The organism is Actibacterium sp. 188UL27-1 (genome assembly GCF_016901225.1).
Taxonomy (GTDB): Bacteria; Pseudomonadota; Alphaproteobacteria; order Rhodobacterales; family Rhodobacteraceae; genus 188UL27-1.
Map to the genome: position 1 here is coordinate 13,982 of NZ_JAFEUL010000010.1, position 24,903 is coordinate 38,884.

A 24,903-nucleotide genomic window follows, 5' to 3' on the forward strand; every position below is an offset into this window, starting at 1 on the left:
GGCCACCGAAATAGCCTATGCCGCAGATGGCAGGGGGCATCTTGGCGCTAGAACCAGTTCTCAGTCAGGCCCTCGTACAGACCAGCGAGCGCACCCGAGAAGCCCGCATTGTAATCCGTCGCAACCTCGTTGGAGATGTAATCGGTTCGGTCGTCGTTATACGTCCCGTTCACATCAAGGGGGCCACCCACCAAGGCACCGTTCAGGATATATTCGTTGGGTGCCGGGTCATTGATATCGGTCGTGCCGGAAGCCGCGCGGTGATGCGGATTTTGCGGGAAAAGGTCGCCAAACCCCACGGCAAAGCTTTGCCCATCCGGGTTGTCACCCATCATGTAATCCAGCTGATCGCTTGCAAAATCTCGCAACTCATCGATCCGCCCTGCATTTCCCTGGGGGTCATCTTCGGCCAGATCCTTGGCATGGACCATCGAAAGGAAGGCGGTATTGGCGGCCAACCGGTTTGAACCCCACTGCATCAGCCAGCCCAGCCCATCATTGGTGTCGGTGCCCGCGGTGCGGTCGATATCGTCAATCCAATGGTCGAAATGAGCCTGGACCTGCTCCACATATTTGGCGTCACCCGTTTCCTGAGCCAGCAAAAGCGTGGTGCCGTTTGTCTTGTTATCCCAGGATTGTGCGCCGGTGGCCCAGGGGTAATCCCAGTAGGTTTCGGCCATATCCAGGTAATCCCGATCGCCCGTCGCTTTGTGCAGCCAGATCGCGGCCCAGGATAACTCGTCCTCAAAGGTTCCGTTGAAGGATTTGTAGAACTGTGCCGCGTCCGGGACCGACGTATTGTAGGTGCCTTGATACGTTTCAGCGAAGTCGAAGAGTTTCTCTGCCTTGGTCAGCAAGGTATCGGCATAGGCCGTTTCGCCGCCCACACGAAAGAACAGGGAGGACGCCGCCAGCGCGGCCGCCGTTTCTGCCGCGACCTCGGTCCCGGGATTTTCGGCATCAATGGAATAGACCGGACGGTCAACATCCATATCCTCGGGCGATCCCCAATAGGCATGATCCGTGTTGCCGTCTCCAACCTGGGCGTGAAAGACATCGTCGGCGATACTTGCTGTGCCTTTGTCATCGTAAGCCTGCAAGAAATAATCCGTGACATGGCGCAGGTGGGTGTCCAGATCAGCGTAAGCGCCAGCCTCCTTATAACCCGTGCCAAATTCCAGACCGCCCCAAGCCAGGGTCGTTGCCGTCGCGGCCATGGGCAGGCCAAACTTCACATGGTCACCCGCATCGAACCATCCGCCGGAGAGATCGCGACCCACGGACGCACCGTCATCCAGTGTTGAATCGCCCCGCCATGGGATCGGATGATCATCCGGCAGGTCGCCCGCATATTGGGCATAATAGAACTGCATGGATTTGTTTAGAACCTCGGCATAATCCGACGTCGCGAACGGCGACCCATCCGATGGGGCCGGATCCGGGTCTGGGCGATCTCCACCAGTACCGTCCGGGGGTGTGATGCCACTACCGGTATCAACCGGTGGCGTCGTACCGTCATCTGCATCCGGCATGTCTGTCGGGTCGCTCCCGGTGCCGGTATTCACCGCGGCACCGTCGAATGTCAGGTCCGCCAGTTGTGTGGGCGGTGTTCCATCCGCGACGAAGCCGAAGGAAACCGTGTCCCCCGGCGCGATATCTGCTGTCCAGCCAGCGCCTTGGATCGTGACCGTCTGGCCATCTGCTGTCATGTCCCCGCCCCAAAGGTCACGGATGATAAACCCAACGGTTTCAAACGCCATGGACCAGTCAGAGATCGCTTGACCGGTCGAATTCGTGATCGACACCTCTCCCTTAAAGCCATTGCCCCAGCGACCGGTCACGTCAAAATCGATCTTGGCAACGGTGCTGGGTGGCGTTGGTGCGGGATCTGTCTTCGGCTGTTCGACATCAACCGGTAGGATCGGAGCCATGGGCGGGCCCGGATCTGTTGGCGTATCAGCACTTCCCGTCGCCGCCATCGCCATCAACCCGGCGCCGTCCCCTTCGGCCTTGATCCGGATCCGGGCTGTCTCACCCGCCTCCAGATCGGCGTTGTAGGACACACCTTTCAGCGTATAGATATCGCCGTTCTGCGCTACGATTTGCGCATTCCAGATGTTTTCGATTTGGCCCGCGCTGCGGATCTGTATGGTCCAGTCCGATGCAGTTGCGGTCGGGGTAAAGGCGACATTTGCCGTGAACCCGCCGGACCATTGCTTATCCACCGCAATGGCAACCGCACCCGCGTCGGGGGCTGGTGCCGGGTCCACGGGCTCAGGATCAACCGGGCCGGGGTCTATCGGATCAGGGCCCACCGGGCGCACCGTCCCACCATCAACGAATGCCACCAATGACCCATGGCCCTCTGCTTTGATGCGGATATTCGAAGTCTCGCCAGCATCCAGGTTTGGCTTCGTTGTGCCACGCAACGTGTAGATGCCATCGTCGTAGCTGACGATTTCTGCGTTCCAGATATCTTCAATTGGCCCCGGTGTGCGGATCTGAATGGTCCAGTTCGACACGGCGGTCTTGGGCGTAAAGAACAGTGTTGCGGTGAACCCGTCCCCCCATTGCTTGTCGTGATAGACCGAACCATCACCATTCGGCAGCTCCTGTTCGGTCGTGCGCGGTTCAAACGCCTTGATCCCGCGCACAACGCCATTGCCGACGGAGCGCTGATCCGGATTTTCATCTGGCGCGCGGATCTGGCCGGCATCCAGACCGACATCCGCGGCATCCGTGCTAATGATGATGTCATCGAAGTAAGCTGACGTGTCTTCGGGGGGCAGCCATCCCGTGCTGCCGCCGCCATAGAAGGTGCTCAGGTAAAAGACGTCGATCAACTGGCCATTATCCGACAGTCGGACGCCATCGATATCCACGACCTGCGCCCCGTCCAGCCAGACATCGATCTCTCCATCCGCCTCGGCCCGGGTATTGGTCTTCACCCGCTGGACGATGTTGTGCCACGACCCTTCTTCAAAAAAGGCGTAATCCCCGTTGTCATACTGGAATTTGACGCTGTCGCCGAAGGTGCCTGCCTTGTCCATGTGGTACAGGTACAATTCGGCCTGACCGTCATAGCGCCACATGTAGCGGGCGGAGAATCCGTTGTCACCGGTGACATCATCACCGCCCGTCGGCACCTCATCGGAGCCCAGGCCGGGTAATTTGCCCCCACTTTTCTCAACACCATTGAAGGAAAACGCGTCAGGGAAGTAGACCCAGTAAGAGGAAAAGTATTCCTGCTCCCCCGGAAGATCGAACCGTGACGCCGTCTTCACCCGTTCTTCGCTGCTGTAATTCACCTTCAGGGATTGGCCGCCCGAGACAGAGTGTTCATCCGATATCTCTGCAATGCGCGCGGTGTTGGAGGCGCCGTTTTGATAATCCCAGTCCTGTTCCTGCTTGCCCCGATCATAGCTTTCACCCACGGCATGATTGTCAAATCCGCGGCGGATAGGCCCGGTCGTCGTGGCACCGGAGGAGCTTGTGTAATCCTGCGTCATGTCTGTCCCTGTCAACGACTGGTATGGTAGGCTGATGCATACGCTATCCGGAATGCGTCACCGCACAAGTAGTTGAGGTATTTTGCGATGATTGAGGCCATGGACGATCTGGTTTTGCGCAATTGTTTGCACAAAGCTGCATGCACGTTCCCCTTTGGGAAACAATCTGTTTTCAAACTGACAGCAATCTCGCCGCTTGGTTGAGGTGCCCGTGAATGGTGCCCAGCTCGCAGGCAATTTCGCGATTTGTGACCCGTGTCAGAACGATGCGGGCTTCGCGGGGAGCCCGACTGGGCCCGACCGTTAGATGCGCTGCTCGGTCATGGCGTCGAACAGGTGGATGCGGTCGGTGTTGATGCGCACATCGACCGACTGACCTGTCGGGGCTGGAACAGCGCGATCCGCCACCACGATCAAATGCTGCTCCCCGGCCTTCAGGTGGAGGTTCTGTTCCGCTCCGGTCTTTTCAGCTAGCATCACCGTGGCCGAAATATCTCCCGTCACCGCGATCTCCAGGTCGGAGGGACGCAAACCACAGATAACGGCCTGCCCCGGTTGCGCCGCGCAGTCCGGCGCAAGGGGGTAGCGGATATCTACCGAGGCAAAGACCGGCGTGCCATTCTCGGCCTCAATCGTCCCATGGATGAAATTGATTGCGGGGGAGCCGATGAAATCCGCCACGTATTTGGTGGCCGGACGGTCATAAAGGTCATCAGGGCTGCCTGATTGTTCGATCTTGCCGTCTTTCATCAGCACGATCTTGTCGGCCATCGTCATCGCCTCGATCTGGTCATGGGTGACGTAAAGCGTGGTGGTCTTGAGCCGGTCATGCAGTTGGCGGATCTCCAGCCGCATATGGGCCCGCAACTTCGCGTCGAGGTTCGACAGTGGCTCATCGAACAAAAAGACCGAAGCCTCCCGGACCATGGCCCGCCCCATGGCGACGCGCTGACGCTGCCCGCCCGATAGCTCCCGCGGATAGCGATCCAGAAAATCGGTAAGGTTCAGAACCGCCGCCGCCTCATTCACCTTCTTTGCGGTCTCTCCCTTGGACATCTTCGCGACTTCCAGGGAAAAGCCGATATTTTCCCGCACGCTCATGGTCGGGTAAAGCGCGTAGTTCTGGAACACCATGGCGATGTCGCGGTCGCGGGGATGGACCTCGTTCATGCGCTGGTTGCCGATGGTCAGCTCGCCGCCAGTGATCGTCTCCAATCCAGCCGTCATGCGCAAAAGCGTGGTCTTGCCGCAACCGGACGTCCCCAAAAGCACAGTGAAATGGCCGTCTTCGACTGCCAGATCCAGGTCGCGGATGACGTTTACCGCACCGTAATCCTTGGTGATCTTGTTGAACTCGATATGGGGCATGGGCGCTTTGCAGACCTTAATACGTTTGGCGGGTGGGCGTGAGGCAGATCTCTTGCACCAGGGCATTTTGGGGCAGGTTATAGGCGTTCAGGATTAGGTCGCCGACAATGTCCGCACCGATCCCACCGCCCATCTTGACCTTGTTCGCCTTGTAGGCAGCAAGGGTTTCGGCATCGGTGACCGCGCTCAACACCTCCGTTTCGATCACACCGGGAGAGACGACAAGCACGCGCACATCGTAAGCCGACAGGTATTCCCGCAGGCTTTCAGAGATCGCATGGACAAAGAATTTGGTGCCGCAATAAACGGTATGGTCGGGGTAGACCTTTCGCCCTGCGATGGAGCTCATCATCACCAGTGTGCCGCGCCGCCGCTCCATCATGCCCGCCATCACGGCATGGGCCGTGTTCATGACGCCTTTGGCATTGATGTCGATCATCTCGTCCCATTCGGCGGGATCCTGGCGGCCGATATCGGCCAGTCGCGCGATCCCGGCATTGGCAAACATCATGTCGGTGGGGCCATACTCGTTTTCCGCATCCGTCACCGCCGCTGCGATAGCGTCGCGGTCGCGCACATCGACCTCCCGGATCATGGTATCTGGCAGGTCCATCGCCACCATCCGGTCGACGCGCCGCGCCATCATCAGCACGGGATGGCCAGCGGCGGAAAAGGCGCGGGCGGTTGCCTCTCCGATGCCGGAACTGGCGCCGGTCACGGCCACCAGGGGTTTATCGGTCATGTCACATCTCTCCTCCGTGGCCGAGGGCGGAAGGCCGCCCCCGACACATCCTTAGCCCTGAACGATCGCGTCCGTGGCTTGGGCGATGTCATCCATCGCTTCTTTGGTCGAGCCATATTCATCGGCAAAGTACCGGCCCAACCGCACCGGGATCGTGTCATTCGCCAGTTCCGCCCATTGCGGCAGATCTGGCTCTGACCCCATGTCGTTGGCAATCGTGTCGCGCACGACCTGCAAATGGCGCGTCGTACCCGCACCCACCCGGTTATTGGCGATGACGCGCGGATCGTCATAGACCGAAAAGCGCGTGGGCCCGGTGCCGCCGCCCAGGGTGGTGATCAGGGTCTGGGTGTCCTTTGACGTGGCCCATTGCATAAAGATCCAGGCCGCATCCGGATTCTTGGCGTTCTTCGACACGGCCAGGGACGATCCGCCCTGGTGGCCGACGCCTGGGATCTCGCCAAAGCCGGTCTCCTCGACCGTGCGAAGGGCCCGGGTGGGGGCAGGGCAGGGCGCGGCTTCGATCAGGCCCGAAACCTTGGTGGCGTCTGGATCGTCGAAATAGGGGAAGAATTCGCCCCAACTCATCATCGTCGCGGCCACGCCCTGGGCCACCGATTGGCCCTGGCCGTCCCAGGTCCAGCCGGTTACACCGGGGGGCATGGTCTCATACAGCTTGCGCCAATAGGCCATCGCTTCCAGGCCCCGCTCGTCATTGCCGGTGAATTTGCCATCGGCGTTGAAGATTGACCCGCCATGGCCCCACAGCCACGCCGTCCAGTCGCATTCCAGTGAATAGTGGCCGGACTTCATCTGACCGGTCGCGCCATACATCTCTGGGCCCTTGGCGTCGGTAATCGCCTTGGCCTGTTCGTAATATTCTTCCAGCGTGGTGGGCGCGGTAAAGCCCATCTCCTCATAAATGTCCTTGCGGTACATCATGATAAAGATCGGGATGTCATAGGGCACACCCACCAGCCGGTCACCATAGCGGGCGATGCCGTCAACCAGCGGCTCCAAGAAGTCGTCCATGTCGTAGCCCGGCATGGCCAGATCTGCATTCTCCATCTGCTCGCGCGGGTCATGGACGTCTTCCGACACGAACGCGGCCCAGGATTGGTCGATGTAATACAGGTCATAGGTGCCCAACTGCGACGCGATATCGAGCGTCATCTTCTGGAGCACCTGCTCCAGCGGCAGGATCTCGATCTCGACCTTGATGCCGGAGGCTTCCTCGAAATACTTCTTCAGCGTGTTGTTCAGCGCATTCGACGGCGGTGTCGCCTCGGTCGCCAACCGGATCGTCTGACCGGCAAAAGGTTTTGAGACTTCCTTGACCCAGGCCAGCATTTCAGCATCCGGCTCCAGCCCCTGCGCCAAGGCCCGGTTGCCGCCGATCAGGCCGCGCGGCCCCATATTCATGCCAGCGCCAAATGCACCCAGGGCCAGGCCAAGCTGCCCGGTGGAGCGCAGGAAGTTGCGCCGCGATATCTTCCCCTTAACGTATTTGTCCACGATGTTGGCGGCGTGGAATTTCTTGTCTGAACTTCGCATTACGTATCCTCCCAGGTTGCGAATTGTCCCTCGTCCGCCCCTTATTGTTTGAGCGATCCAAGCGTGAGGCCGCGGACCAGTTGTTTCTGGACCAGCAGAATAAAGATGAAGGCAGGCACCATAGCGGCTGTCCCAAGGGCGGCCATATTGCCCCAGGCCGTGCCGACCGATGTGACGAATGTGGATGACACGACCGGCACGGTTTTCAGGCTTGTCTGGGTCAGCGTCAGGGCAAACAGGAACTCCGTCCAGCTGAAGACGAAACACAACACCGCCGTCGCCGCGACGCCGCCCTTGGCCATGGGAAAGATGATCCGGCGGAAGATCTTCCAGCGCGAGGCTCCGTCGATCAGGGCGCTTTCATCAATCTCTGTTGGGATATCGTCGAAGAAACTCTTTAGCATCAAAACTGCCAGCGGCAGGTTCATCAGCGCATGGATCAGGATCATGCCCAGATAGGTGTCCAGCAGGCTGAGGTCTTTGTAGATAAAGAACATCGGGATCGCGATCGCCACCGGCGGCATCATCCGTGTGGACAGCACCCAGTTCACGAAATGGTGGCGTCCGCGGAAATAGATCCGGCTCAACGCATAGGAGGCCAGCGTCGCAATCGCCACGGCCAGGATCGTGGAAAACACGGCGATGACAACGCTTGACCACAGGTGCGGCGCCATGAAGAAATCGCCACCGCCCGCCAGAACCTCGTTCCGTGGCAGGCCGAAAGAGACACCAAAGACTTCCTGGAAATTGGCGACCGTCGGACTGAAGTTAAAGACCTTCGGCGGCTGGTTAAAAATGTCTCGCCCGTTTTTGAAGGCCACCGTGATCCAGTAGTATAGCGGAAAGACGAACAGCGCGACCGTGACCCAGGCGATGATCGCCCGGCGCAAGCGGGCCGCTTTGGATTGCACCATCATGCTACCACCTCACCTTCGCCAAATAGATGAAAAGGTTCGCGATGAAGATGATCACCAACAGCGTCACCAGCGAGATCGTGGCACCGTAGCCCCATTTGATGAAGGAGAATGTTTGCTGCCAGGCATAAAGCGACACGGTATAGGTCGCCGTGCCCGGCCCGCCCGATGTCATGACAAAGACGTAGTCGAACATCCGAAACAGGTCGATCCCGCGGATCAGGACAGCGACCGCGATCACTTTTGACAGCAGCGGCAGGGTGATCCGGCGAAAGATCTGCCAGCCCGAAGCGCCGTCGAGCATCGCGGCCTCATAAGGCTCCTGCGGCAGCGACCGCAGCCCGGCGATAAAGATCAAAACCATGAAAGGCGTCCACTGCCAGATATCGGCCAGCATCACCCCCATCAGCGCAGTGGAAGGCGAGGCCAGGATCGGCTGCGTCGATGACAAGATCCCCAACGTTTCCAGCACGTACGTGATGACCCCAAATTCCGGGTCCTCCATCAGCAGGAACATCATGCCGGTGATCGCAGGCGGCACGACAAGCGTCATTGTCAGTAGCCCGCGCAGGAAGCCAAACCCGAAATCCTCGCTATCCAGCAACAGTGCCAGCGCCAGTCCCAGGATCAGCTCGATGGTCAGAACCACGGCAAAATACAGCAGCGTCACACCCATGGAGGCCCAGAACCGGTCATCCCCAATCAGGGTCGACCAGTTGTCCCAGCCCACAAATTCCAACCGGCGTTTGAACGGCGCGTATTCATGGAAGCTCAGCCAGATGTTGTAGATCAGGGGATAGATCGTGAACGTCACCAACATGGCCAGCAGCGGCGCCAGCCAGGGCAGCGGATGGTCTGACGACACAAATCGGCTGAATTTTTTCTCCGTTACGTGCACGCGTTCTCCCCGACGTGGCTTAGTCGTCCTGTAGGCCGTAGCCCTCAAAACTCTTGGCGGTTTCGGCGATTTCCGCGTCGCTCAGCAGCACCGGGCCGCCGATCAGCAGGCTGTGGTAGTATTGTTTGGCGATGGTCTCTAGCTCGACCGCCCGCCACATGGCTTTGTCCAGACTTTCCCCCACCGCGCACATGCCGTGATTGGCCATCAGGCAGGCCTGCCGCCCCTCCATGGCCTTCAGCACGTGTTTGTTCAGGGCCTCGCTGCCGAACAGGGCGTAGTCGGCCAGTTCCACCGTATTGCCGCCAAAGGCCGCGATCATGTAATGGGCCGCCGGAATGGTCTTTCGCGCCATGGCCAGCGTCGTGCAATAGGTCGGGTGGGCGTGAACCACCGCGTTGACGTCATCGCGGGAGGCATGCAGCGCCAGGTGAAACCGCCATTCGGTCGATGGTTTCCGCGGTCCGTCATAAGCGCCCGTGCTGTCCAGCGGCAAGGAGGCCACCATATCCGGCGTGCAGGAATGGTACGGTGTGGCAGAGGGCGAGATCAGCATCGCGCCCTCATACTTGACCGATATGTTACCCGACGTGCCCTGGTTGATTCCCAGCGCATTCATGTCCCTGCAGGCCTCGATCAGTTCCTTGCGGAGGTTTAGTTCGCTCATCTCGGTTCCTCTGAATTAGGTCTCATCGTTCCCCCGCTGCAAAATCATCCAGAATCCCGCTATCGCAAGCCAGATCGGCAAAGGAGTATCGGTTGCGCATCTCATGGCCATGGCGCACCGCCTCCCGGTAAAAGGCGGGGTCCAGCCCTGTTTCCTCGGCCGTGACGGGGCAGCCAGACGCCTTGAGCACCCGCTCCAACTCCTCCACCGGCACCGTGAATGCCGCGCATTCGGTACGCAGATCATCCCAGATTTTGGCCAGCTTGCCATTCATCGCGTCAGCCCCGGCTGCATCCAGCGCCTTTTTCCGGTATTCGGCGGCGCATTCCGCTCCAATCACGGGGCCCATCCGGCGGGCCATGTCAGCTTCATCCATCGGCGTGGGCTTCAACTTGGGGGGCGTATCACTGGCCAGCATCTGGTGCTGCAATCGTGCCATTGTCATGGTGGCATAGCCAACCTGCTCGCCGTGGAACGTGCCGGGATGCCGGTCACCCGCAAAGCAATCGATGTAATGGCTGATCTGATGCTCCCCCATCGAGCCGTGGTTCGACACACCGGTTGCCGCCACGCCCAGCCCCGACAGCAGCAGCGCACGGTGCAGATACCCGATCGCGTCATGCGTGCCCGCGCCGATCTCTGCCGCTTGCTCCATGATGCGGCGCTCATCTTGGGCGGCGATCGTGTAGGGGGTTTCCATGTAAAAACTGCCCAACAACCGGTGCGACATCCACCAATCGATCTGGCAGACGGACCGGCAGACTGAATCGCCGAATCCGGCCCCCCGCAGACGCGCCGGGGCCTTTGCACTGACATCGATGTCGATGAAGATGCCCGACGCCGCATGGGCCGGGACCGACGTTTTCAGCCCCGATGGCAAGGTCATCGATGCGGTGGTCGAGGCATAGCCATCCATCGACGGGGCGGTGGCAAACACGCAATAGCGCCGCTTGTCCGCAGCGGTAACGTATTTGCACAGATCATTTACCGTGCCGCTGCCCACGGCGATCAGGTGATCATATCCGCTGACCTGCCGGGCCAGATCGTCCGCATCTTTCAGGTCGGCATGGGGCGCGTTCAAGACGATCTCATCCACGTTGCCCAGGGATTTAGCCACGCGCGCGCCCATCGCATCATGGGTATTTGTGTCTGAAACGATGACGAGCTTGCCGGAAAAGCCCAAATTCGCAACCAGATCGGCCTCAGCCCCGTCTAGGCTGTTGTCCAGGCGCACATTCTCGAACGGGACATTCGAAAGCCCGACACCCGTCTGGGGATCGGTCCACGCGCCGCTCAGCACATCCTCGATAAATGACATCCAGCCGCCTTTCGGTGGCCGCGCTGCGTGTGTCACGACAGTCCTCCCCAAAGCTCAGGTCGTCATCCGCATCCCGAAGCTTACGCAACGGAAGCTAGAGCCGCGCTCACTTTTTGTCAAAAGGAAATGACAATTGTAAATTTGCTGACCCCAAGCTAGGTTTCGAGCGGGAGCACGGCGATGAAAAAGAGCAAATCCGGGGCGCAGGCCATGCCGCCGCAATTTAGTGGAGACCTCGTCGCCTGGGCGATGTGGCTTTACTACGTCGAGGGCGAGACCCAGGAAGGGACCGCGCGCAAATTGGGCATGTCGCGCGCCTCGGTCGTCAACTATCTGCAAGAGGCGCGCGAGCGTGGTCTGGTCAAGATCAGCGTCGATCCCGAAATCCTGGCCCAGGGACAATTGAGCGCCCGGCTCAAGGCTCGGTTTGGGATCAAGGATGCCTTCATCCTGCCCAAGGTGGAGCATGGGGATGAGACGCCAGAGCAGCTTCGAAAGCGCGCGGGGATCGCGGGCGCCCGGCTGTTGCGCAATTTGCTGGAACCCGGCGATACGTTGGGCGTTGCCTGGGGTCGCACCATGTACGACTTGGCACAGGCCATGGAACGGGCAGCAGTGCCAGACACGACCGTATTGCAGGTATCGGGCTCCATGCTGGATGAACGCCTGTCGTCGCCGGAATTCATCACATCGTTGATTGCCAACCGGATCAGCGGACGGTCCCTGAATTTTCATGCGCCCGCTGTGCTTAGCTCCAAGGCCTTGCGCGATAGCCTGATGAAGGAGCCACCCATTGCGCGCTTTGTGGAAAAACTGCGCCATTGCAAGATCACGGTCTTTGGCATCGGCGCCATGGATGAGGCGCCATATCTTGGTGATGTGAACCTCGCCGATACCGAGACGATTGCCGCCTACCGGGCCCGCGGTGCCGTCGGGATCATCGTCGGCCGCTTTATCGATGCGACCGGGCTTGAGATCCAAGGCCCCCTCACGGATCGCCAGATCGCAATCAGTCTCGATGACTTGAAAGCAGCACCCAAGCGGCTGATGGTGGCCACGGGCCCAAGCAAGACCGAGGCTGTCAAAGCCGCGTTGACAGGGGGGTTGGCGACCCATCTGGTGCTCGATCACACCATGGCCTTGAGCCTTGTGGGCGATGGAGCGGGGGAAGGGGTATGACAAAGGATATCGTCATCGGGATCGACAGTTCGACCCAGTCCACAAAGGCCATCGCCTGGGACATGACCGGGTGCGATCTGGCAGAGGGGCGCGCGCCGATCCCGTTGTCCCAACCGGGGCCTGGCCGGTTTGAGCAAGACCCACAAGACTGGTGGACCTCCTGTTGCACGGCGCTGAATGCCTTGATGACACAGATCGATCCTAACCGCGTCGCCGGACTTGCTATCGCGAACCAGCGCGAGACGCTCGGGCTTTTCGACACCCGGGGCGACGCATCCCATCCGGCGGTTCTGTGGCTCGATGAACGCTGCGTGGAGGAGGTCACAACCTTTGCTGCCGAAATCGGGGCCGACCTCATGCACCAGATTACCGGCCGCCCGCCCGATCTGACACCCGCGGTCTACACCATGGCCTGGTTTCGCAATGCTCTGCCCCAGACCTGGGCGGAGACGGCGCAGTTTCTGGATGTCCACGGCTTTCTGACGCAGCAATTGACGGGCAAGGCCATTGCCAGCACCACCAGCATTGATGCCTACGGGGTGTTCGACATCGCGCGGTTGGAGTTGTCGGATCCGATCCTGGGCGCCCTCGGCCTGACGCCGGACAACTTTGCCCCGATCCAAAAGCCCGGCACCTATGTGGGCGACACCACGCGCCATGCAGCTGATCAAACGAGTGTCCCCGCGGGGACACCGATTTTTGTGGGCGGTGGCGATGGCCAATGCGCGGGGCTTGGTGTGAATGCCACAGCACCCGGCGCGGTCTATCTGAACCTTGGTACGGCGGTGATCACCGGGGCCTCTGCCTCGCAAAAGCTGATCCGTCCGGCCTGGCGCACCATCACCTCCCAGACGGGGGAGGGGTTTTTCATGGAAAGCTGCCTGCGTGCCGGAACCTTCCTGATCGACTGGCTGGTACGCAATATTGGTGGCAAGGAAACGACGCCCCAGACCTTTGCCACTTTGCAATCTGTCGCCCAAGCGATCCCGGTCGGATCAAGTGGCGTGACCGTGTCCCCCTACCTGTCCGGTTGCATGGATCCGTATTGGAACCCTTCGGCCCGCGCCTCGTTCCACGGGTTTGGTGCTGAACATTCCTTTGCCCATCTCTACCGTGCGACGCTGGAAGCCGTGACGCTGCAATCGGCGCGCTTTGTTCACGCGGTCGCGGCCGATGGCCTGGCGCCGGACAGATTGATCGCCGTCGGGGGCGGTTCCAGCAACGCGCTTTGGACGCAGATGTTGACGGATGCGACAGGGTTGCCGTTGGTTCAGTGCCTGTCGCGGGAGGCATCATCCCTGGGGGCCGGTATTTCGGCCGCGGTTGGGGCCGGTTTGTTTGACAGCTTTGATGCCGCGACAAGGGCGATGGTGCAATTCGGCGACCGGATCGACCCTGATCCGACAACCGCTGCGGCATGGTCGGACCTGTCTGCGCGCCAAGAGCGGACGTACCGCCCGGATCAAGCCTAGGTGGTCGGGCAAATGAAGTCAGGCCGGATGCCGGATTCATCGATATAGGCACCGGTATCTGATCCGGCGAAGAGCCCGAAATCGGTGATCAGCACCGTTTTGAACCCCGCCGCGGCCCCACCCAAGACATCGGTATGTAATGTGTCGCCGACCATGGCGATCCGGTGGGGTGGGATGCCGGGCAACTGCTGTTTCACGTCATCATAGGCATTGCCGAACGGTTTACCGAAAAAGATCGGCTCCACCTTGGTATCATCGGCCAGGCGGTGGGCAAAAAAACCGGGCTCCTGGGATAGGCCATCTTCGCGCGGTGCGACGATATCGGGGTTTGCCACCAGGACGGGGCGCGGTGCGGCGCGGATCGCATCGCGCAAGGCCCTGTAGGTCGCTTCATCCAGATGCGCACTGGAGAGCAGCAAGAAGCCATCGACATCGGGTTGGTCCGATACGGTCCAGCGCCTGACTGTGGCGGCCAGATCGTGGAAATCGTCCGTGTCGGTGCTGATCGCGCCCCAGCGACCCTGCGGTAGATGCGCGGCGAGCCGGGCGGCACAGACATCTCGGCTCGCCACCACTTCATGGCTGGCAAAGTCGAAACCCAGCTTGTGGTATTTTTGCAAGGCCGCCTGCCGCGTGTCGCTTGCCGCATTTGTCAAGACGACCAGTTTCTTGCCCGCCGCGCGCAACTGCGCCATCCGCTCCACAGCCCCCGGGATCGGGGTTTGGCCAACGTTCAAAACGCCAAAGGCATCAAGGACGAAGGCATCGACCTCGTCGGCCACGTCCGCCAAGGATGACCGCATGGCCGAGGCGGATGGAAACCGTGCCTTGGGCAGGCGGGTGCGCACCTCCTCGTATCGCTCAAAGGCGGCCTTGGTCGTCATCTTGGCTTTGTAACTGGACACTGGTGGAGGACCTTTGGCAGAGGGAACAGTTGGCGACAAAGCGATGGAATTAACCCCTAAAGTCAAGGGATGCGAGATTGTTGCATGAGATGGATTTGCGGGCAGACTGCCGGGCGATGGGTGCGCGTGGGAATATTTAACCAGCGACATTCGGCATTGGTGCAAACCATTTAGTACTACTTTCCGAATTTCATTTTCGTTCGTTAAGGTCTTAGATTAATGGATCTATCATCTTGTCCTAAATGGAAAAATGAATCTGATATTTTTTATCGGATAAATTATACTTCTTGCATTGCTGCATTGCAGCAAAGTTTTATCGGGCAGATATACCCCCAATACATTCTGACACATTTTCGCCGCACCGTTACTCTAGCGCATGGAATTAACCCGACATTTGGCGTGTGACGCCATACTACCGGGGAGCAGCTTCGCATTTGATGGCGGGTTGTGCCGTAATGAATGAAGAAGAACAGACACGCCGCCATGCAATTGACCGACCTTCAGACCCGCATCCCCGATGCGTTGAATTCAGCACCATCTGCCTATTTTGGACCGTCCAATTTCCATTGGCTGATCCGAGGGCGCCTTGGAGGGATGTCGCAGCCGGGGCTGCTGCGCAGTCTGGAAAATGACCTGATTGGGCTCAAAAACCTGAATGTTACCCATGTCATCACATTGACGTCAGAGTGGGAGGCGCCAGTGGCGGAGTTCCACGAAAGGGGTATTTCGGCGATCCGCGTGCCCATTGATGACATGGATGCCCCGGATCCGCGGGTTGCTTGTGACGTTTGCGCACAGGTCGACGCGCTTTTACAGGATGGCGGTTGCGTCACGTTCCATTGCCGGGCGGGGCGGGGTCGCACGGGAACGATGCTGGCTGCACAACTGATCTATTATAAGTACCGGGATATCAGTGCGATTGAAACGGTGCGCAAGACGTACCGGCATTGGATCGAGTCAGATGTTCAGATCTCATTTTTAGCCGATTTCGCCGCAATGCTCCAAAGGTCGTAGGCCTAAATGAAATTCAATAAAAAACACTGCTTACTTTCGCCATAGTTGTCGCATAGTGTGAACTTGTGCAACGTCAAGTTAACGAAATGTTTTTACGTAAAGCGGGTGCTCTCCAAACACGGAGTAGTCCGCAATGTGGTACCGAAAGGCAAAGGTAAAATGTCACTAGAAAAAGCGCTGCAAACGTCGATGGGAAATATCCCGGAATGTCTGGCATCCGGATATGTCGACATGGATACGGGCATGCTGTTGGGTGTTCACACGGTGGATTCGCACCCCCAGGAGGTGCTGGATACCCTTGCGGCAGCAACCGCTGATATGTTCCAGGGATCCAGCGTCGTTCAAATCGAAAACATGTTCAAAAAGTTTCGCGGCACCGAAGATACCTCGGATCATTATTTCCAGGAAATCTTTGTTTTCAGCGACAACCTGTTGCACGTCTTCATGCGGACCAAGCAGTATCCCAGTCACGTCGTTTGCTTTGTCTGCCGCAAAAGTGCCAATCCAGGCATGGTGTTGACCAAGGCGCGCATGGCCATCGACACTGTCGCCGGGGCGCTCTGATCTCGCGGCCCCCGGACGGCGTATTGTTTGGGGGCACCTTGACACTTGGGTAAGTCGGCCATGGCCGACAGGGCGTGTTATGCCGCTTAGCGAAGCTTTCCTGGATCTCTTTCGACGGCTATATGGGGAGGTGAAGCATCGCGCTTTGCCCGAACGCGACCTGCCTTCCGCAGATCGCAGCACCCGGCACCAGGCCATCGTCGACGAGATCGATACAACCACTCTGCCGCGCACCCTGACCTTTAAAATCGGCGATGAAGCGGCGTTGGCGCTGGACGTGGGCAACCAATGTCTACACCGGGTGCTGAATGTTGATCATCTGGTTTTGAGCGATCAGACATCCGCAATTGTCGGGCCCTCCCTTGATGGTGCTGACAGGGATCTGACATCAGCAGTTGGGGCATTGCTGGCTCAGTTCTGCGATAAGGATGGACCGCTCAGCGTTCTTTCGACCAGCGCATTGGCGGACCACGATCCATCCTGCGCCGGTATCGTGCCGGGTCATCTGGTTATGGATGCACCACCCAAAGCGCTGCCCGCATCGCCGCCCGTCAAAGACCCCGCTGCAAGAGCCGCGGCGCCGAAAACCAAGGCCAAGCCAAAACCAAAACCCAAATCGGCCCCCAAGGCCGCCAAACCAAAAACGGCGCGTGGATCCAAAAAAACGGAGCCACCGGCAGCGATCGTGACTTTATTCGATGCGCTTTCCGAGTTTTGCGTGACCGTACAACTAATTGATGCCAAACTTGCCGTGAATGCGACCGGTGGGACGGACCCGAAAGCCGAAGGATTGTGGCAGATCGATGGACTGTCATTCGACATTCAGACCTGGATTGCCGCCACCCGGCCAGCGCTCGGCGATGGCCAGATGCTGATCGCGCGCAGCAATGACCTGCAAGGGACGGGTTTGTGTGTTGCTGTGGAATGTGACTGGTTGATTGTCGCCTCATTCCCGAACAAGCACCTCGCCCGGCTCTTTTCGGTCGGGAGGGCGCGGTCATGACGCCCCAAGCCGTGTTGCGCATAGATGGCCTGAATTTGAGCGTCGGCGGCAAGTCGTTATTCGAAGGGTTGAGCTTTGCGATCCGACCCACCGGTATGACAGCGGTGATGGGGCCGGTGGGCACTGGAAAATCCTCGTTATTGAAATGGTGCGCCGCACCTATCGATGGCGGCCCCTATGATGCGGCCGTCATGGCGGCGGAATACGCGGGTGCGCCACTCGCGGTCGCGAACGCGCCCGGATTTGTGCCGCAAAACGCGATCAGGACACTGACCGACGGGGTCCATCACTTGGCCAAGATGGAGGAGGCCGATCCTGCGCTGATCTGCGTGGATGAGCCCACTGCCCATCTTGCCCCCGACGAGGCTGCGCACATTTTGCGGCGCCTGGCCGATATGGCCCGGGAGCGTAGTATTGTCCTGGTGTCGCATAATCAGTCGCATGTCGCGTCGTTCGCCGACCGGGTGTTGCTCCTTGCCGGCGGAACCTTGCAGGAAGACAGCCCCGCGCAGCGCTTTTTCGTTTCCCCCAGCAGCGATGCCGGACGACAGTTCATCCAGACGGGCGGTGCGACCTTGGCGCCAGTGGGTGCGCCACGAAACGCGCTGCGTTCGGATTTGCGGCGCACACCTGACGGGCTGCGCATCAATGCTGGCGCGGATGACCAAAGCGGTGGCGTGCGGTGGGCGATTGATGACACCCTTGGCCTGTACCGGGTCGATGACGGCGAATGCCTGAGCAAAGGCGAATTGCAGGATCTGGCAGCGACTGGCGTGTCCGGAGTGATCATGATCGACGCAGAGACGCCCCCGAACCTGGAACACTGCGCAGAGATAGGCATTCTGGGCATCTGGATCCCGATGCAAAAAACCGCCACGCCCTCCACGAACGACAGTACGCTGATTTGCGCAGAATGCCGCCGCCTTCTGGACGCCAAGCAGCGCATCGTTGTGATCGGTGACAGGTCAACGCAACGTGCGGAATGTTTGATCGCGGCACAGATGGTGCATTTCGGTGTGCCGGCGGATCGGGCTGCGGGTTTTGCGCAGACACTTGTGGGGGATGCGCCGCTTCGGATGGAGACTGAGCAGCTGCTTTGGGATCTGGAGCTTGCGCAGGACCTCGCCGAGGAGGGGATCAGTCGGAAACAGCGGCGCGGCAAGCGTCCGACCCGACGACAGGGGACGGCCAAGGGGGCAATCGCGACGTTTTAACCGTTTGGCTGTATAGTGTTAGTATTGGTGTAGATTGATGAAAACGGACACGCGTGACAGCGTGCTGAACCATGGGATCGGCGCGCAGGTAGACGAGATCCACAAAGCGTTGCGAGAGACCGCGCAAACGCTCGATACCCTATCGGATGGTGAGTTTTCGGCTCGGATTACAAAAATCCTCGAGGAGTTGGCCCGGTTCAGCGTGCGCATCGCTGTGGTCGGCCAGATCAAGGCTGGGAAATCGACCTTGGTCAACGCCTTGACCCGGCGGTCGGGGTTGTTGCCATCCGATGTCATTCCCTGGACCTCGGTCGTGACTCAACTGCATTTCGGTGGCCGTGGCGATCAGAAGGCGGGCGCTGTCTTTCGCTTTTTCGACCATGCGCAATGGGATGCGCTGGTCGAGCGCGGGGGACGGCTGGCAGAACTGACCGAGGGGTTCGTCGACCAGCGCGACCGCGATGTTCTAGAGACCGAGATTGCGGAGATGAAATCACGCGCCCAGATGCGGTTGAGCCGAAATTTCGAAAGCCTGCTGGGCAAGGAACACGTCTTTGACACCGTCACGTCGGAAGTGATGGCCAGATATGTCAGCGCAGGCGATGCACCGGATGAACCGTTGCGCAATCCCGCCGCCGGTCGGTTTGCCGATATCACCCGGTCTGCGGATATCTATTTTGACCAGGCGCCATTCGGTTGCCCGGTTTCGATCATCGACACGCCGGGCATCAATGATCCCCTTCTGATCCGGGATGAACTGACCCACCGGGCGCTGGAAGAGGCGGATTATTTCGTCGTTGTACTGTCGGCGCATCAACCGCTGAGCAAGGATGATCTGCGGCTGATCCGGTTGTTGCGGGCGCTGGATCGCGAACGCTTTGTCATCTTTATCAATCGTATCGACGAAGTGCGCGACGCGGCCAGCAAGATCGCGGCGCTTAGGGAGACGATCGGTGGTCAGCTGTCCGAATATCTCAACGGGCAAACCTCTGACATCGTGGTGGGAAGCGCCCATTGGGCGACCTACGCCGTCACGGGCGAGGAAAAGGGTCTGGATCTGGACACCATAACCGAATTTGCGGACCAGCAGGGCCTGGTGGGCGCGGCGCAGATGCTGGATCCCAATGGTGAGATCGGCGATGACCGTGCCCTGGCCTATGTTTCCAGCGGGTTGGACCGTCTGGAACAGGCCGTGTCGCATATGATTGCGCAGGGGGCCACGTGTTATGCCATGGCAGCGGCCACCGATGATCTGGTGTCCCTGACGGGGCAGGCGATGGACCGTCTGACCATCCGGATTGATCTTTTGACCGAGGAAACCGGCAGGCGCCGCGTTCTTTTGACGGATGAGGAGCAGCAGCAGCTCTATGACGATGTGGCAAACACCATCGAAACGGAGATGACCGGGCTGGAGGCATGGATCCTGACGGCTTGCGGAGACCTGGCCGACAGTCTGTGTGAAACCGCCATGAGCTATGCCGACAAGCAGCGCGATTACCTCAAAACCGCCATCGCGACGGATGTACAAGACGATGACGCAGCCATCGTGCTGGATCCCCTGCGCAAATCGCTGACCAAGATCTACAAAGCCCGGTTCGATCAAATCCAGGGCCAGCTTTGGGATGATCTGCGCCGCATCAATGATGATTTTCGCGATGTCGTGCCGGAGGGATTTCGCGAACCGCTGACATCTGTCCGGCTCGCCACGTTGTCTATCATTGGTCTTTTGCCGCGATCCACGCCCTTTAACCAGACCGTCACCTTTGATCTGTCACAAACATGGCTGCGCAGTCTTTTCAAAAGCACCGATGCCCGGATCGAACAGGTGATTGACACGATCCGTGACCAATTTGGGGACATTTCTCGGCAAACCGCAGAGCAGGAGCAGGAATTGTTCATCAAGACCCTGCGCGACACCAAGGTGACGTTTCTGTCTGATCTTCAGGCGCAGTTGGCTGTGATGGCCGGTGCCGTGGATATGGCCGCGATGGCCAAGACCCGGTCCCGTGCGGATCAGCGCGCCAAGCTGCAGGTCGACTTGAAGACTGCAACGACCTTGCTGAAAGCCCTGACTAAACTGCAGCAGGGCCTGTCTCGTGATACAGTCGCGGCGTGACACATATGGGCGACATCTCCCATGATCGGTTGGTTCTTGAGGCATTTCTATCGGCCCAGACCCGCGCGAAACTGCCAGCGACCGAAATCGCGCGTTTTGATCAAGCCGCCGCATTGCAGGCCCGCCTGACCCGGCCGCCCCAGGTTCTGGTGGCGGGGGAGTTCAGCTCTGGCAAGTCAACGCTGGCCAACATCCTAGTCGGGGCGGATTTGATGCCCACGGGCGTCCTGGCCACCCATTTGCCGGTCGTTGAATTTGGCCATGGGACGCAAGATCACATTCAGGCGGCCTGGTGGGACAGCACATCTGATTTGAGCTTTTTGGGCAAGGATATGGAGGTGCTTCTGGCGACCGCGCCCGATTTCGTTCGGATCCAGGCTCCGGCCTCCCTGTTGCGTCAGGTTCGGATCATCGACACGCCTGGAACCGGCGATCCCGCGATCCTCAAGGATGCGGTCCATAACGTGGCAAAGCGGGCGGATGTGCTGGTCTGGTGCACCAACGCCGTTCAATCCTGGAAAGAGAGTGAGCGGCAATCCTGGTCGCAACTGCCCGACCGGATCAGGGCGCGGTCGATCCTGCTGGTTACTCATATGGATCTGATGGCCGTCAAGCAGAACAAAGACCGGATCTTCAACCGGTTGGAAAAACTGGTGGGGGATGGGTTTTTAGCCATTCTCCCCTTCGCCGCCCCCCTCGCGGAGACGGCGATAACTGCCGGAGAGGTGACGGACAAGGTCGCCTGGCGGGAGAGCGGCGGGGAAGCTTTGATTGAGCATATGCTCCGCTTTGCCGATGCGGCCCGTGATGAGGCCGCCCACGAGGCGCGCGTGTTTGTGGCCGATGCCTTGGGCGATCTGGCCCCCGAACCTTTGGATGGTGCAGATGCGGCAGCGGACCCCCCGCTTCTGACGGTCTGGCGGGCGCAAGCCACGTCACTGCTGCATCACCTTGAGGCAGGAACCCTTGAGGCGGAGGATCGGTTGCGGGCCGCCACGTCGGGTGCGATTGCCCTGTTGCGCGCTGCCGTCGGCGATCGATCAGAGGTTGGTGAGGTGCTCGATCAGGTTGAGGCGCATATTGGTGCCTCCTCGTCCGCTGATCTGCCCGACCGTGTGTTGCGCGCGCTGCTGCAGGTCGGACGCGAATTGGCCCATGCACCCCCGGGGGCGACATGATGCCCAGGATGTCACTTCAGGATATAGGCCTTGCGCACGGCCCTATGGTGCAAGCTTTGCAAGGCGCGGGTGGCGACATGGTCGGGATCGCCGGCTGTACCCTTGGCCAGGGCCGCTTCGAAGATCTGCATGATGCGCGGCTCCGCGCGCCAACCATGGGCTGCAAGCGCATCGGTGGCCTCGCGCGCCAGGGACAGGATTTCCAACGGATCCTCCGTCTGCGCCAGCGCGGTGTCGAAGCGCACGGTGATCTCGGCCAGTTGCGCCCGAAAGGCATTTTCCCGGGCTTTGCCCTGCGCCATGTCTTCGGCCCGGGCGTATCCGCCAAACCCATGGGCAATGGCGCGATCCGTCAGGCTTTCATATCCCTCAAAGGCGGGTTCACTTGCCGACATCGTTCCGGCCAGCAGGGGGGCGAGCCCGACCGACCGTTCGAAGGCGCGGTGCCCCAGAACGCGGGCCAGATCGATATCGAGCCCGCCCACGGTTTCCATAAGACGGGCGCGTGTCATCCGGGTGGCTGCCTCCAGGGGCACCTCCCAGGGCTGCGCCGCACCGTCGATCAGATCCGGCGCGCCCGGCACGCTATTGTTATTGGCCCGCAGGCGCAGGCAGGCCCCGTCCTGCAAAACCGACAGGCGATTGCTTTCCCGGTCATGACCTATGATGTGGCTCACGATATCCACCACCCCCAGCCGCGGCGACAGATGAGAGATTGCCGGGCCCAATTCAAGGCAGGCTGGAGCCTCCACCAGGGTCAGATGCGGCGCATCGCTCGGAGCGGCGATGATCGATCCGCACAGCGACGGGACGGTCATCACAAAGTCATGGGCCTCATCGATGGATCGGGCCATCAATTCAAAATGGCGCGCGTCCGACGGGACAGCTGCGATCCGCGCGCCCTCTGTCAGGCAAAGCGGCCCCTGAATGGCCCGCTGCGCCCCGATGATCAGTGGCAATGTCATGTCGAGCGGGGCGCGCAACAGCAACACCTCGATAACCTTGTCAGCATCCGTCATGCCCGTGGGGTGAAAGGCCGTGTGAAGGTGTCGTTCCAGAATAACCTGCTCCTTCAATCGGCGACCCCGCCTATTGCAACGGGCCGCATGCAAACATTCACGCTCCACAAATGGGAGATTTGCCGGTGACGACAAGTCCGCCCGATGCCGTAAACTGGATACGTTTTGAAGGGTCGACCTACATTGTGCAAGCGGGGGAGCGGGCATTGGATGCCATGTTGCGCCGGGGGGCGGATGTGCCATTTTCTTGCCGGAAAGGCACGTGCCGGTCATGCCTGTTACAGGCCGTATCGGGGGATCCGGGCGACGCGGCCTTTGCCGACCTTTCGGCAGAGGAGCGGGGGCAGGGCTTCTTTCTGCCCTGCTGTGCCACATCCGTACACGCGGTGGACGCGACGCGCCCGGATCTGACCCAGTGCCGGCAGGAGGCGATGGTGGCTGACAAAGTTGCGCTGTCGCCCACCATCCTGCGCCTACAGTTGGAACCTGCCCGCCAGATCACGTGGCATCCGGGTCAGACGATCACGCTCTTTCGGTCCGACGGTCTGGGGCGGTCCTATTCCATCGTCAGCGCACCGGATGATTATTACCTGAGCATCGATATTCGGATCTACGCCGACGGCGTGCTCAGCCGGTGGGTCGCTGACACGCTGAAGCCGGGCGATACGGTTTCGTTTTCGGGGCCGTCCGGCAATTTCATCTATGATACCGACCTGCAAAAGACGCCGCTTGTGCTGATCGGTACGGGCAGTGGTGGCGGGGTTTTGGCCGGTCTGGCCTGGGATGCGCGCCGCCATGGTCACGCGGCAGATATCACGCTGTATCACGGCGCGCGCGATGCCGCGGATCTTTACCTGGACCAAAACCGCGAGGATCTCACGGGGCAGGGCATTACCTTGCATAGCGCGGCATCGGGCCCGGCCGGTCAGCGGATGACTGATCGCGCCTTTGCCGATCATCCTGATCTGTCGGCCTCTGCCATTTATCTGTGCGGTCGGCCCGACATGGTCGAAGGCGCCCGGATCACGGCGGTGCGCCAAGGCGTCGCCCTCGGGCGACTGTTCAGTGATCCGTTTGACGTGCCCGGCACATATCAGCCCCAGGATGCGCCCAAGATGGCTGCGATCACGCCGGATCCGGAGTTGTGGGAGGCGCTCGGGCAGGGTGCGCTGCTGACGGATATCCTGACAGACTTCTACAAGGCGGTTTACGCCGACCCTCGCCTTGCCCCGTTTTTTCACCGCGTGACCCAGGCCCGGGCCATCGAAAAGCAATACAGCTTTCTGCGGGATCTGCTCACCGGCGCGCGACAGTATTTTGGGGAAAAGCCGTTCAACGCCCATCATTGGATGGTCATATCGAACGAACTTTTCGATTATCGGGAAGCGATGTTGATGGGTATTGCGCGGCGGCACGGGCTGCCCAAGCGCCTTCTATGGCGTTGGGCTGCGCTGCACGAAATGTTCCGGCGCGAGATCGTCAAGACGATCGCACGGGGGGTGATCCGCGGCCAGGTCGAAGTCGATCTGGAAGGGTTCACCGAAGAGTTGTTGGATGTCGCCACCGTCTGTGATGGCTGCATCGGGGAAATCGCGGCGGGAGACACCGCCAAAATGCACCGGCGGACCGGTGAACTGTTTTGCCTGAACTGCGAAGGTCAGGCGGCCTTGAATGGAGCGACACATGACTGAACAGACTGCAGGAAAATGCCCGTTCGGCTTTTCAAATGATGGCGGTGCCCCCGGTGACGGCGCCGCCTATTCGCACAGCGCCGTGGCCCCCGCCTTGTCCCGGGACAAGCTGCCGACGCTGGTCAATACCTCGATCGCCGAAGGCGCGGATGGTCTGCCGACCGGGCGGTGCCTGTGCGGCGAGGCCAGCTATAAGATCCTTAAACCCGTCAGCCGGATCTTTGCCAATCACGACCCGGCATCGCGTCGCTGGACGGGTGGGATCTCTTTGACCATCATGGTGCGTGCGACCAGTCTGGAATTTCACGGCTGGGGGCGCATGGTGCAGCACGCGGCGTCGGACGAGGCGCTGCACTGCTTTTGCCGGATCTGTGGGACCAGCATGTTCATCCGCCATGTCCAGCCGGAGGCGATGGATGGCATGCTCAGCCTGTCGGCCGGGACGCTCGACAATCTTGACGGGTTCGAACTGGCCGCTGAAACCTGGATTGATGAGAAGCCTGATTTGTACAATTTCGAGGGCGACCGTCGCCGCCTGACCGGGGCCGAGATCGCAGCGACCTATGGCGCGCGCTGAT

Annotated in this window: 20 protein-coding genes; 10 read left to right on the plus strand and 10 right to left on the minus strand. The window is 60.0% G+C overall.

Annotation, left to right across the window (positions count from 1 at the left end; translation table 11 throughout):
* Positions 1–47: 47 nt before the first annotated feature.
* The 8 genes from IU397_RS13895 to IU397_RS13930 all read right to left on the minus strand — a co-directional run bounded on the left by IU397_RS13895 (position 48) and on the right by IU397_RS13930 (position 11,006).
* On the minus strand, positions 48–3,509 hold the full coding sequence (locus IU397_RS13895; RefSeq protein WP_204414665.1) for a glycoside hydrolase family 9 protein: 3,462 nt from the start codon (positions 3,507–3,509) through the stop codon (positions 48–50).
* A gap of 303 nt (positions 3,510–3,812) precedes the next feature.
* Positions 3,813–4,877 (minus strand): ABC transporter ATP-binding protein, encoded by a 1,065-nt coding sequence (locus IU397_RS13900; protein WP_204414667.1) that lies wholly within the window; start codon positions 4,875–4,877, stop codon positions 3,813–3,815.
* A gap of 16 nt (positions 4,878–4,893) precedes the next feature.
* On the minus strand, positions 4,894–5,619 hold the full coding sequence (locus IU397_RS13905; protein WP_204414669.1) for an SDR family oxidoreductase: 726 nt from the start codon (positions 5,617–5,619) through the stop codon (positions 4,894–4,896).
* A 51-nt stretch (positions 5,620–5,670) separates the two neighbouring features.
* Positions 5,671–7,173, minus strand: a complete 1,503-nt coding sequence (locus tag IU397_RS13910) for an ABC transporter substrate-binding protein (RefSeq protein ID WP_204414682.1) — start codon at positions 7,171–7,173, stop codon at positions 5,671–5,673.
* Between the two features lie 41 nt (positions 7,174–7,214).
* Positions 7,215–8,090: a carbohydrate ABC transporter permease gene (locus IU397_RS13915; RefSeq protein ID WP_204414684.1), complete on the minus strand. Its 876-nt coding sequence runs from the start codon at positions 8,088–8,090 to the stop codon at positions 7,215–7,217.
* 1 nt (position 8,091) lies between these two features.
* A complete protein-coding gene (locus tag IU397_RS13920; protein ID WP_370541695.1) occupies positions 8,092–8,985 on the minus strand; it encodes a carbohydrate ABC transporter permease in 894 nt (297 codons plus the stop codon).
* Between the two features lie 19 nt (positions 8,986–9,004).
* Positions 9,005–9,652, minus strand: a complete 648-nt coding sequence (locus tag IU397_RS13925; RefSeq protein WP_204414693.1) for a class II aldolase/adducin family protein — start codon at positions 9,650–9,652, stop codon at positions 9,005–9,007.
* A gap of 22 nt (positions 9,653–9,674) precedes the next feature.
* Positions 9,675–11,006 carry a sn-glycerol-1-phosphate dehydrogenase gene (locus IU397_RS13930; protein ID WP_370541696.1) on the minus strand — a complete coding sequence of 444 codons (1,332 nt, stop codon included), beginning with the start codon at positions 11,004–11,006 and terminating at the stop codon, positions 9,675–9,677.
* A gap of 144 nt (positions 11,007–11,150) precedes the next feature.
* On the opposite strand from IU397_RS13930, the gene IU397_RS13935 reads away from it, so the two are divergent.
* Both IU397_RS13935 and IU397_RS13940 read left to right on the plus strand, forming a co-directional pair.
* Entirely contained in the window at positions 11,151–12,149 is a 999-nt protein-coding gene (locus tag IU397_RS13935) for a sugar-binding transcriptional regulator (RefSeq protein ID WP_204414695.1), read from the plus strand.
* Complete coding sequence (locus IU397_RS13940; protein ID WP_204414696.1) at positions 12,146–13,621, plus strand: FGGY-family carbohydrate kinase; 1,476 nt, start codon at positions 12,146–12,148, stop codon at positions 13,619–13,621. The genes IU397_RS13935 and IU397_RS13940 overlap by 4 nt, the downstream gene beginning before the upstream one ends.
* Here IU397_RS13940 and IU397_RS13945 read toward each other — a convergent pair.
* Positions 13,618–14,526, minus strand: a complete 909-nt coding sequence (locus IU397_RS13945) for an HAD-IIA family hydrolase (RefSeq protein ID WP_370541697.1) — start codon at positions 14,524–14,526, stop codon at positions 13,618–13,620. The two genes, IU397_RS13940 and IU397_RS13945, sit on opposite strands and share 4 nt — an antisense overlap.
* 459 nt (positions 14,527–14,985) lie before the next feature.
* On the opposite strand from IU397_RS13945, the gene IU397_RS13950 reads away from it, so the two are divergent.
* From IU397_RS13950 to IU397_RS13975, 6 genes are all read left to right on the plus strand, one after another.
* Complete coding sequence (locus IU397_RS13950) at positions 14,986–15,540, plus strand: dual specificity protein phosphatase family protein (protein ID WP_204414710.1); 555 nt, start codon at positions 14,986–14,988, stop codon at positions 15,538–15,540.
* Positions 15,541–15,603: 63 nt separating this feature from the next.
* Entirely contained in the window at positions 15,604–16,104 is a 501-nt protein-coding gene (locus IU397_RS13955) for a hypothetical protein (RefSeq protein WP_204414712.1), read from the plus strand.
* A 79-nt stretch (positions 16,105–16,183) separates the two neighbouring features.
* Entirely contained in the window at positions 16,184–17,107 is a 924-nt protein-coding gene (locus IU397_RS13960; protein WP_204414714.1) for a hypothetical protein, read from the plus strand.
* Positions 17,104–18,321 carry a hypothetical protein gene (locus IU397_RS13965; RefSeq protein ID WP_204414716.1) on the plus strand — a complete coding sequence of 406 codons (1,218 nt, stop codon included), beginning with the start codon at positions 17,104–17,106 and terminating at the stop codon, positions 18,319–18,321. Before IU397_RS13960 ends, IU397_RS13965 begins: the two co-directional genes overlap by 4 nt.
* Positions 18,322–18,358: 37 nt before the next feature.
* Positions 18,359–20,437, plus strand: coding sequence for a dynamin family protein (locus tag IU397_RS13970; RefSeq protein ID WP_204414728.1), 2,079 nt, complete (start codon positions 18,359–18,361; stop codon positions 20,435–20,437).
* Positions 20,438–20,442: 5 nt separating this feature from the next.
* Positions 20,443–21,615: a dynamin family protein gene (locus tag IU397_RS13975; protein ID WP_204414737.1), complete on the plus strand. Its 1,173-nt coding sequence runs from the start codon at positions 20,443–20,445 to the stop codon at positions 21,613–21,615.
* An 11-nt stretch (positions 21,616–21,626) separates the two neighbouring features.
* On the opposite strand, the gene IU397_RS13980 is transcribed toward IU397_RS13975, so the two are convergent.
* A complete protein-coding gene (locus tag IU397_RS13980; RefSeq protein ID WP_204414739.1) occupies positions 21,627–22,691 on the minus strand; it encodes a hypothetical protein in 1,065 nt (354 codons plus the stop codon).
* Between the two features lie 68 nt (positions 22,692–22,759).
* Between IU397_RS13980 and IU397_RS13985 the strand changes: the two genes are divergently transcribed.
* Both IU397_RS13985 and IU397_RS13990 read left to right on the plus strand, forming a co-directional pair.
* Positions 22,760–24,325, plus strand: a complete 1,566-nt coding sequence (locus tag IU397_RS13985; RefSeq protein WP_204414747.1) for a 2Fe-2S iron-sulfur cluster-binding protein — start codon at positions 22,760–22,762, stop codon at positions 24,323–24,325.
* Positions 24,318–24,902, plus strand: a complete 585-nt coding sequence (locus IU397_RS13990) for a GFA family protein (RefSeq protein WP_204414749.1) — start codon at positions 24,318–24,320, stop codon at positions 24,900–24,902. The genes IU397_RS13985 and IU397_RS13990 overlap by 8 nt, the downstream gene beginning before the upstream one ends.
* Position 24,903: the final 1 nt, after the last annotated feature.

Bases quoted from the DNA above. Each gene is read 5' to 3' on its own strand.
- IU397_RS13975 (WP_204414737.1), top strand. From the start codon at position 20,443: ATGGGCGACATCTCCCATGATCGGTTGGTTCTTGAGGCATTTCTATCG.
- IU397_RS13915 (WP_204414684.1), bottom strand. From the start codon at position 8,090: ATGATGGTGCAATCCAAAGCGGCCCGCTTGCGCCGGGCGATCATCGCC.
- IU397_RS13905 (WP_204414669.1), bottom strand. From the start codon at position 5,619: ATGACCGATAAACCCCTGGTGGCCGTGACCGGCGCCAGTTCCGGCATC.
- IU397_RS13910 (WP_204414682.1), bottom strand. From the start codon at position 7,173: ATGCGAAGTTCAGACAAGAAATTCCACGCCGCCAACATCGTGGACAAA.
- IU397_RS13990 (WP_204414749.1), top strand. From the start codon at position 24,318: ATGACTGAACAGACTGCAGGAAAATGCCCGTTCGGCTTTTCAAATGAT.
- IU397_RS13970 (WP_204414728.1), top strand. From the start codon at position 18,359: ATGAAAACGGACACGCGTGACAGCGTGCTGAACCATGGGATCGGCGCG.
- IU397_RS13895 (WP_204414665.1), bottom strand. From the start codon at position 3,509: ATGACGCAGGATTACACAAGCTCCTCCGGTGCCACGACGACCGGGCCT.
- IU397_RS13925 (WP_204414693.1), bottom strand. From the start codon at position 9,652: ATGAGCGAACTAAACCTCCGCAAGGAACTGATCGAGGCCTGCAGGGAC.
- IU397_RS13900 (WP_204414667.1), bottom strand. From the start codon at position 4,877: ATGCCCCATATCGAGTTCAACAAGATCACCAAGGATTACGGTGCGGTA.
- IU397_RS13960 (WP_204414714.1), top strand. From the start codon at position 16,184: ATGCCGCTTAGCGAAGCTTTCCTGGATCTCTTTCGACGGCTATATGGG.
- IU397_RS13940 (WP_204414696.1), top strand. From the start codon at position 12,146: ATGACAAAGGATATCGTCATCGGGATCGACAGTTCGACCCAGTCCACA.
- IU397_RS13950 (WP_204414710.1), top strand. From the start codon at position 14,986: ATGAAGAAGAACAGACACGCCGCCATGCAATTGACCGACCTTCAGACC.
- IU397_RS13965 (WP_204414716.1), top strand. From the start codon at position 17,104: ATGACGCCCCAAGCCGTGTTGCGCATAGATGGCCTGAATTTGAGCGTC.
- IU397_RS13935 (WP_204414695.1), top strand. From the start codon at position 11,151: ATGAAAAAGAGCAAATCCGGGGCGCAGGCCATGCCGCCGCAATTTAGT.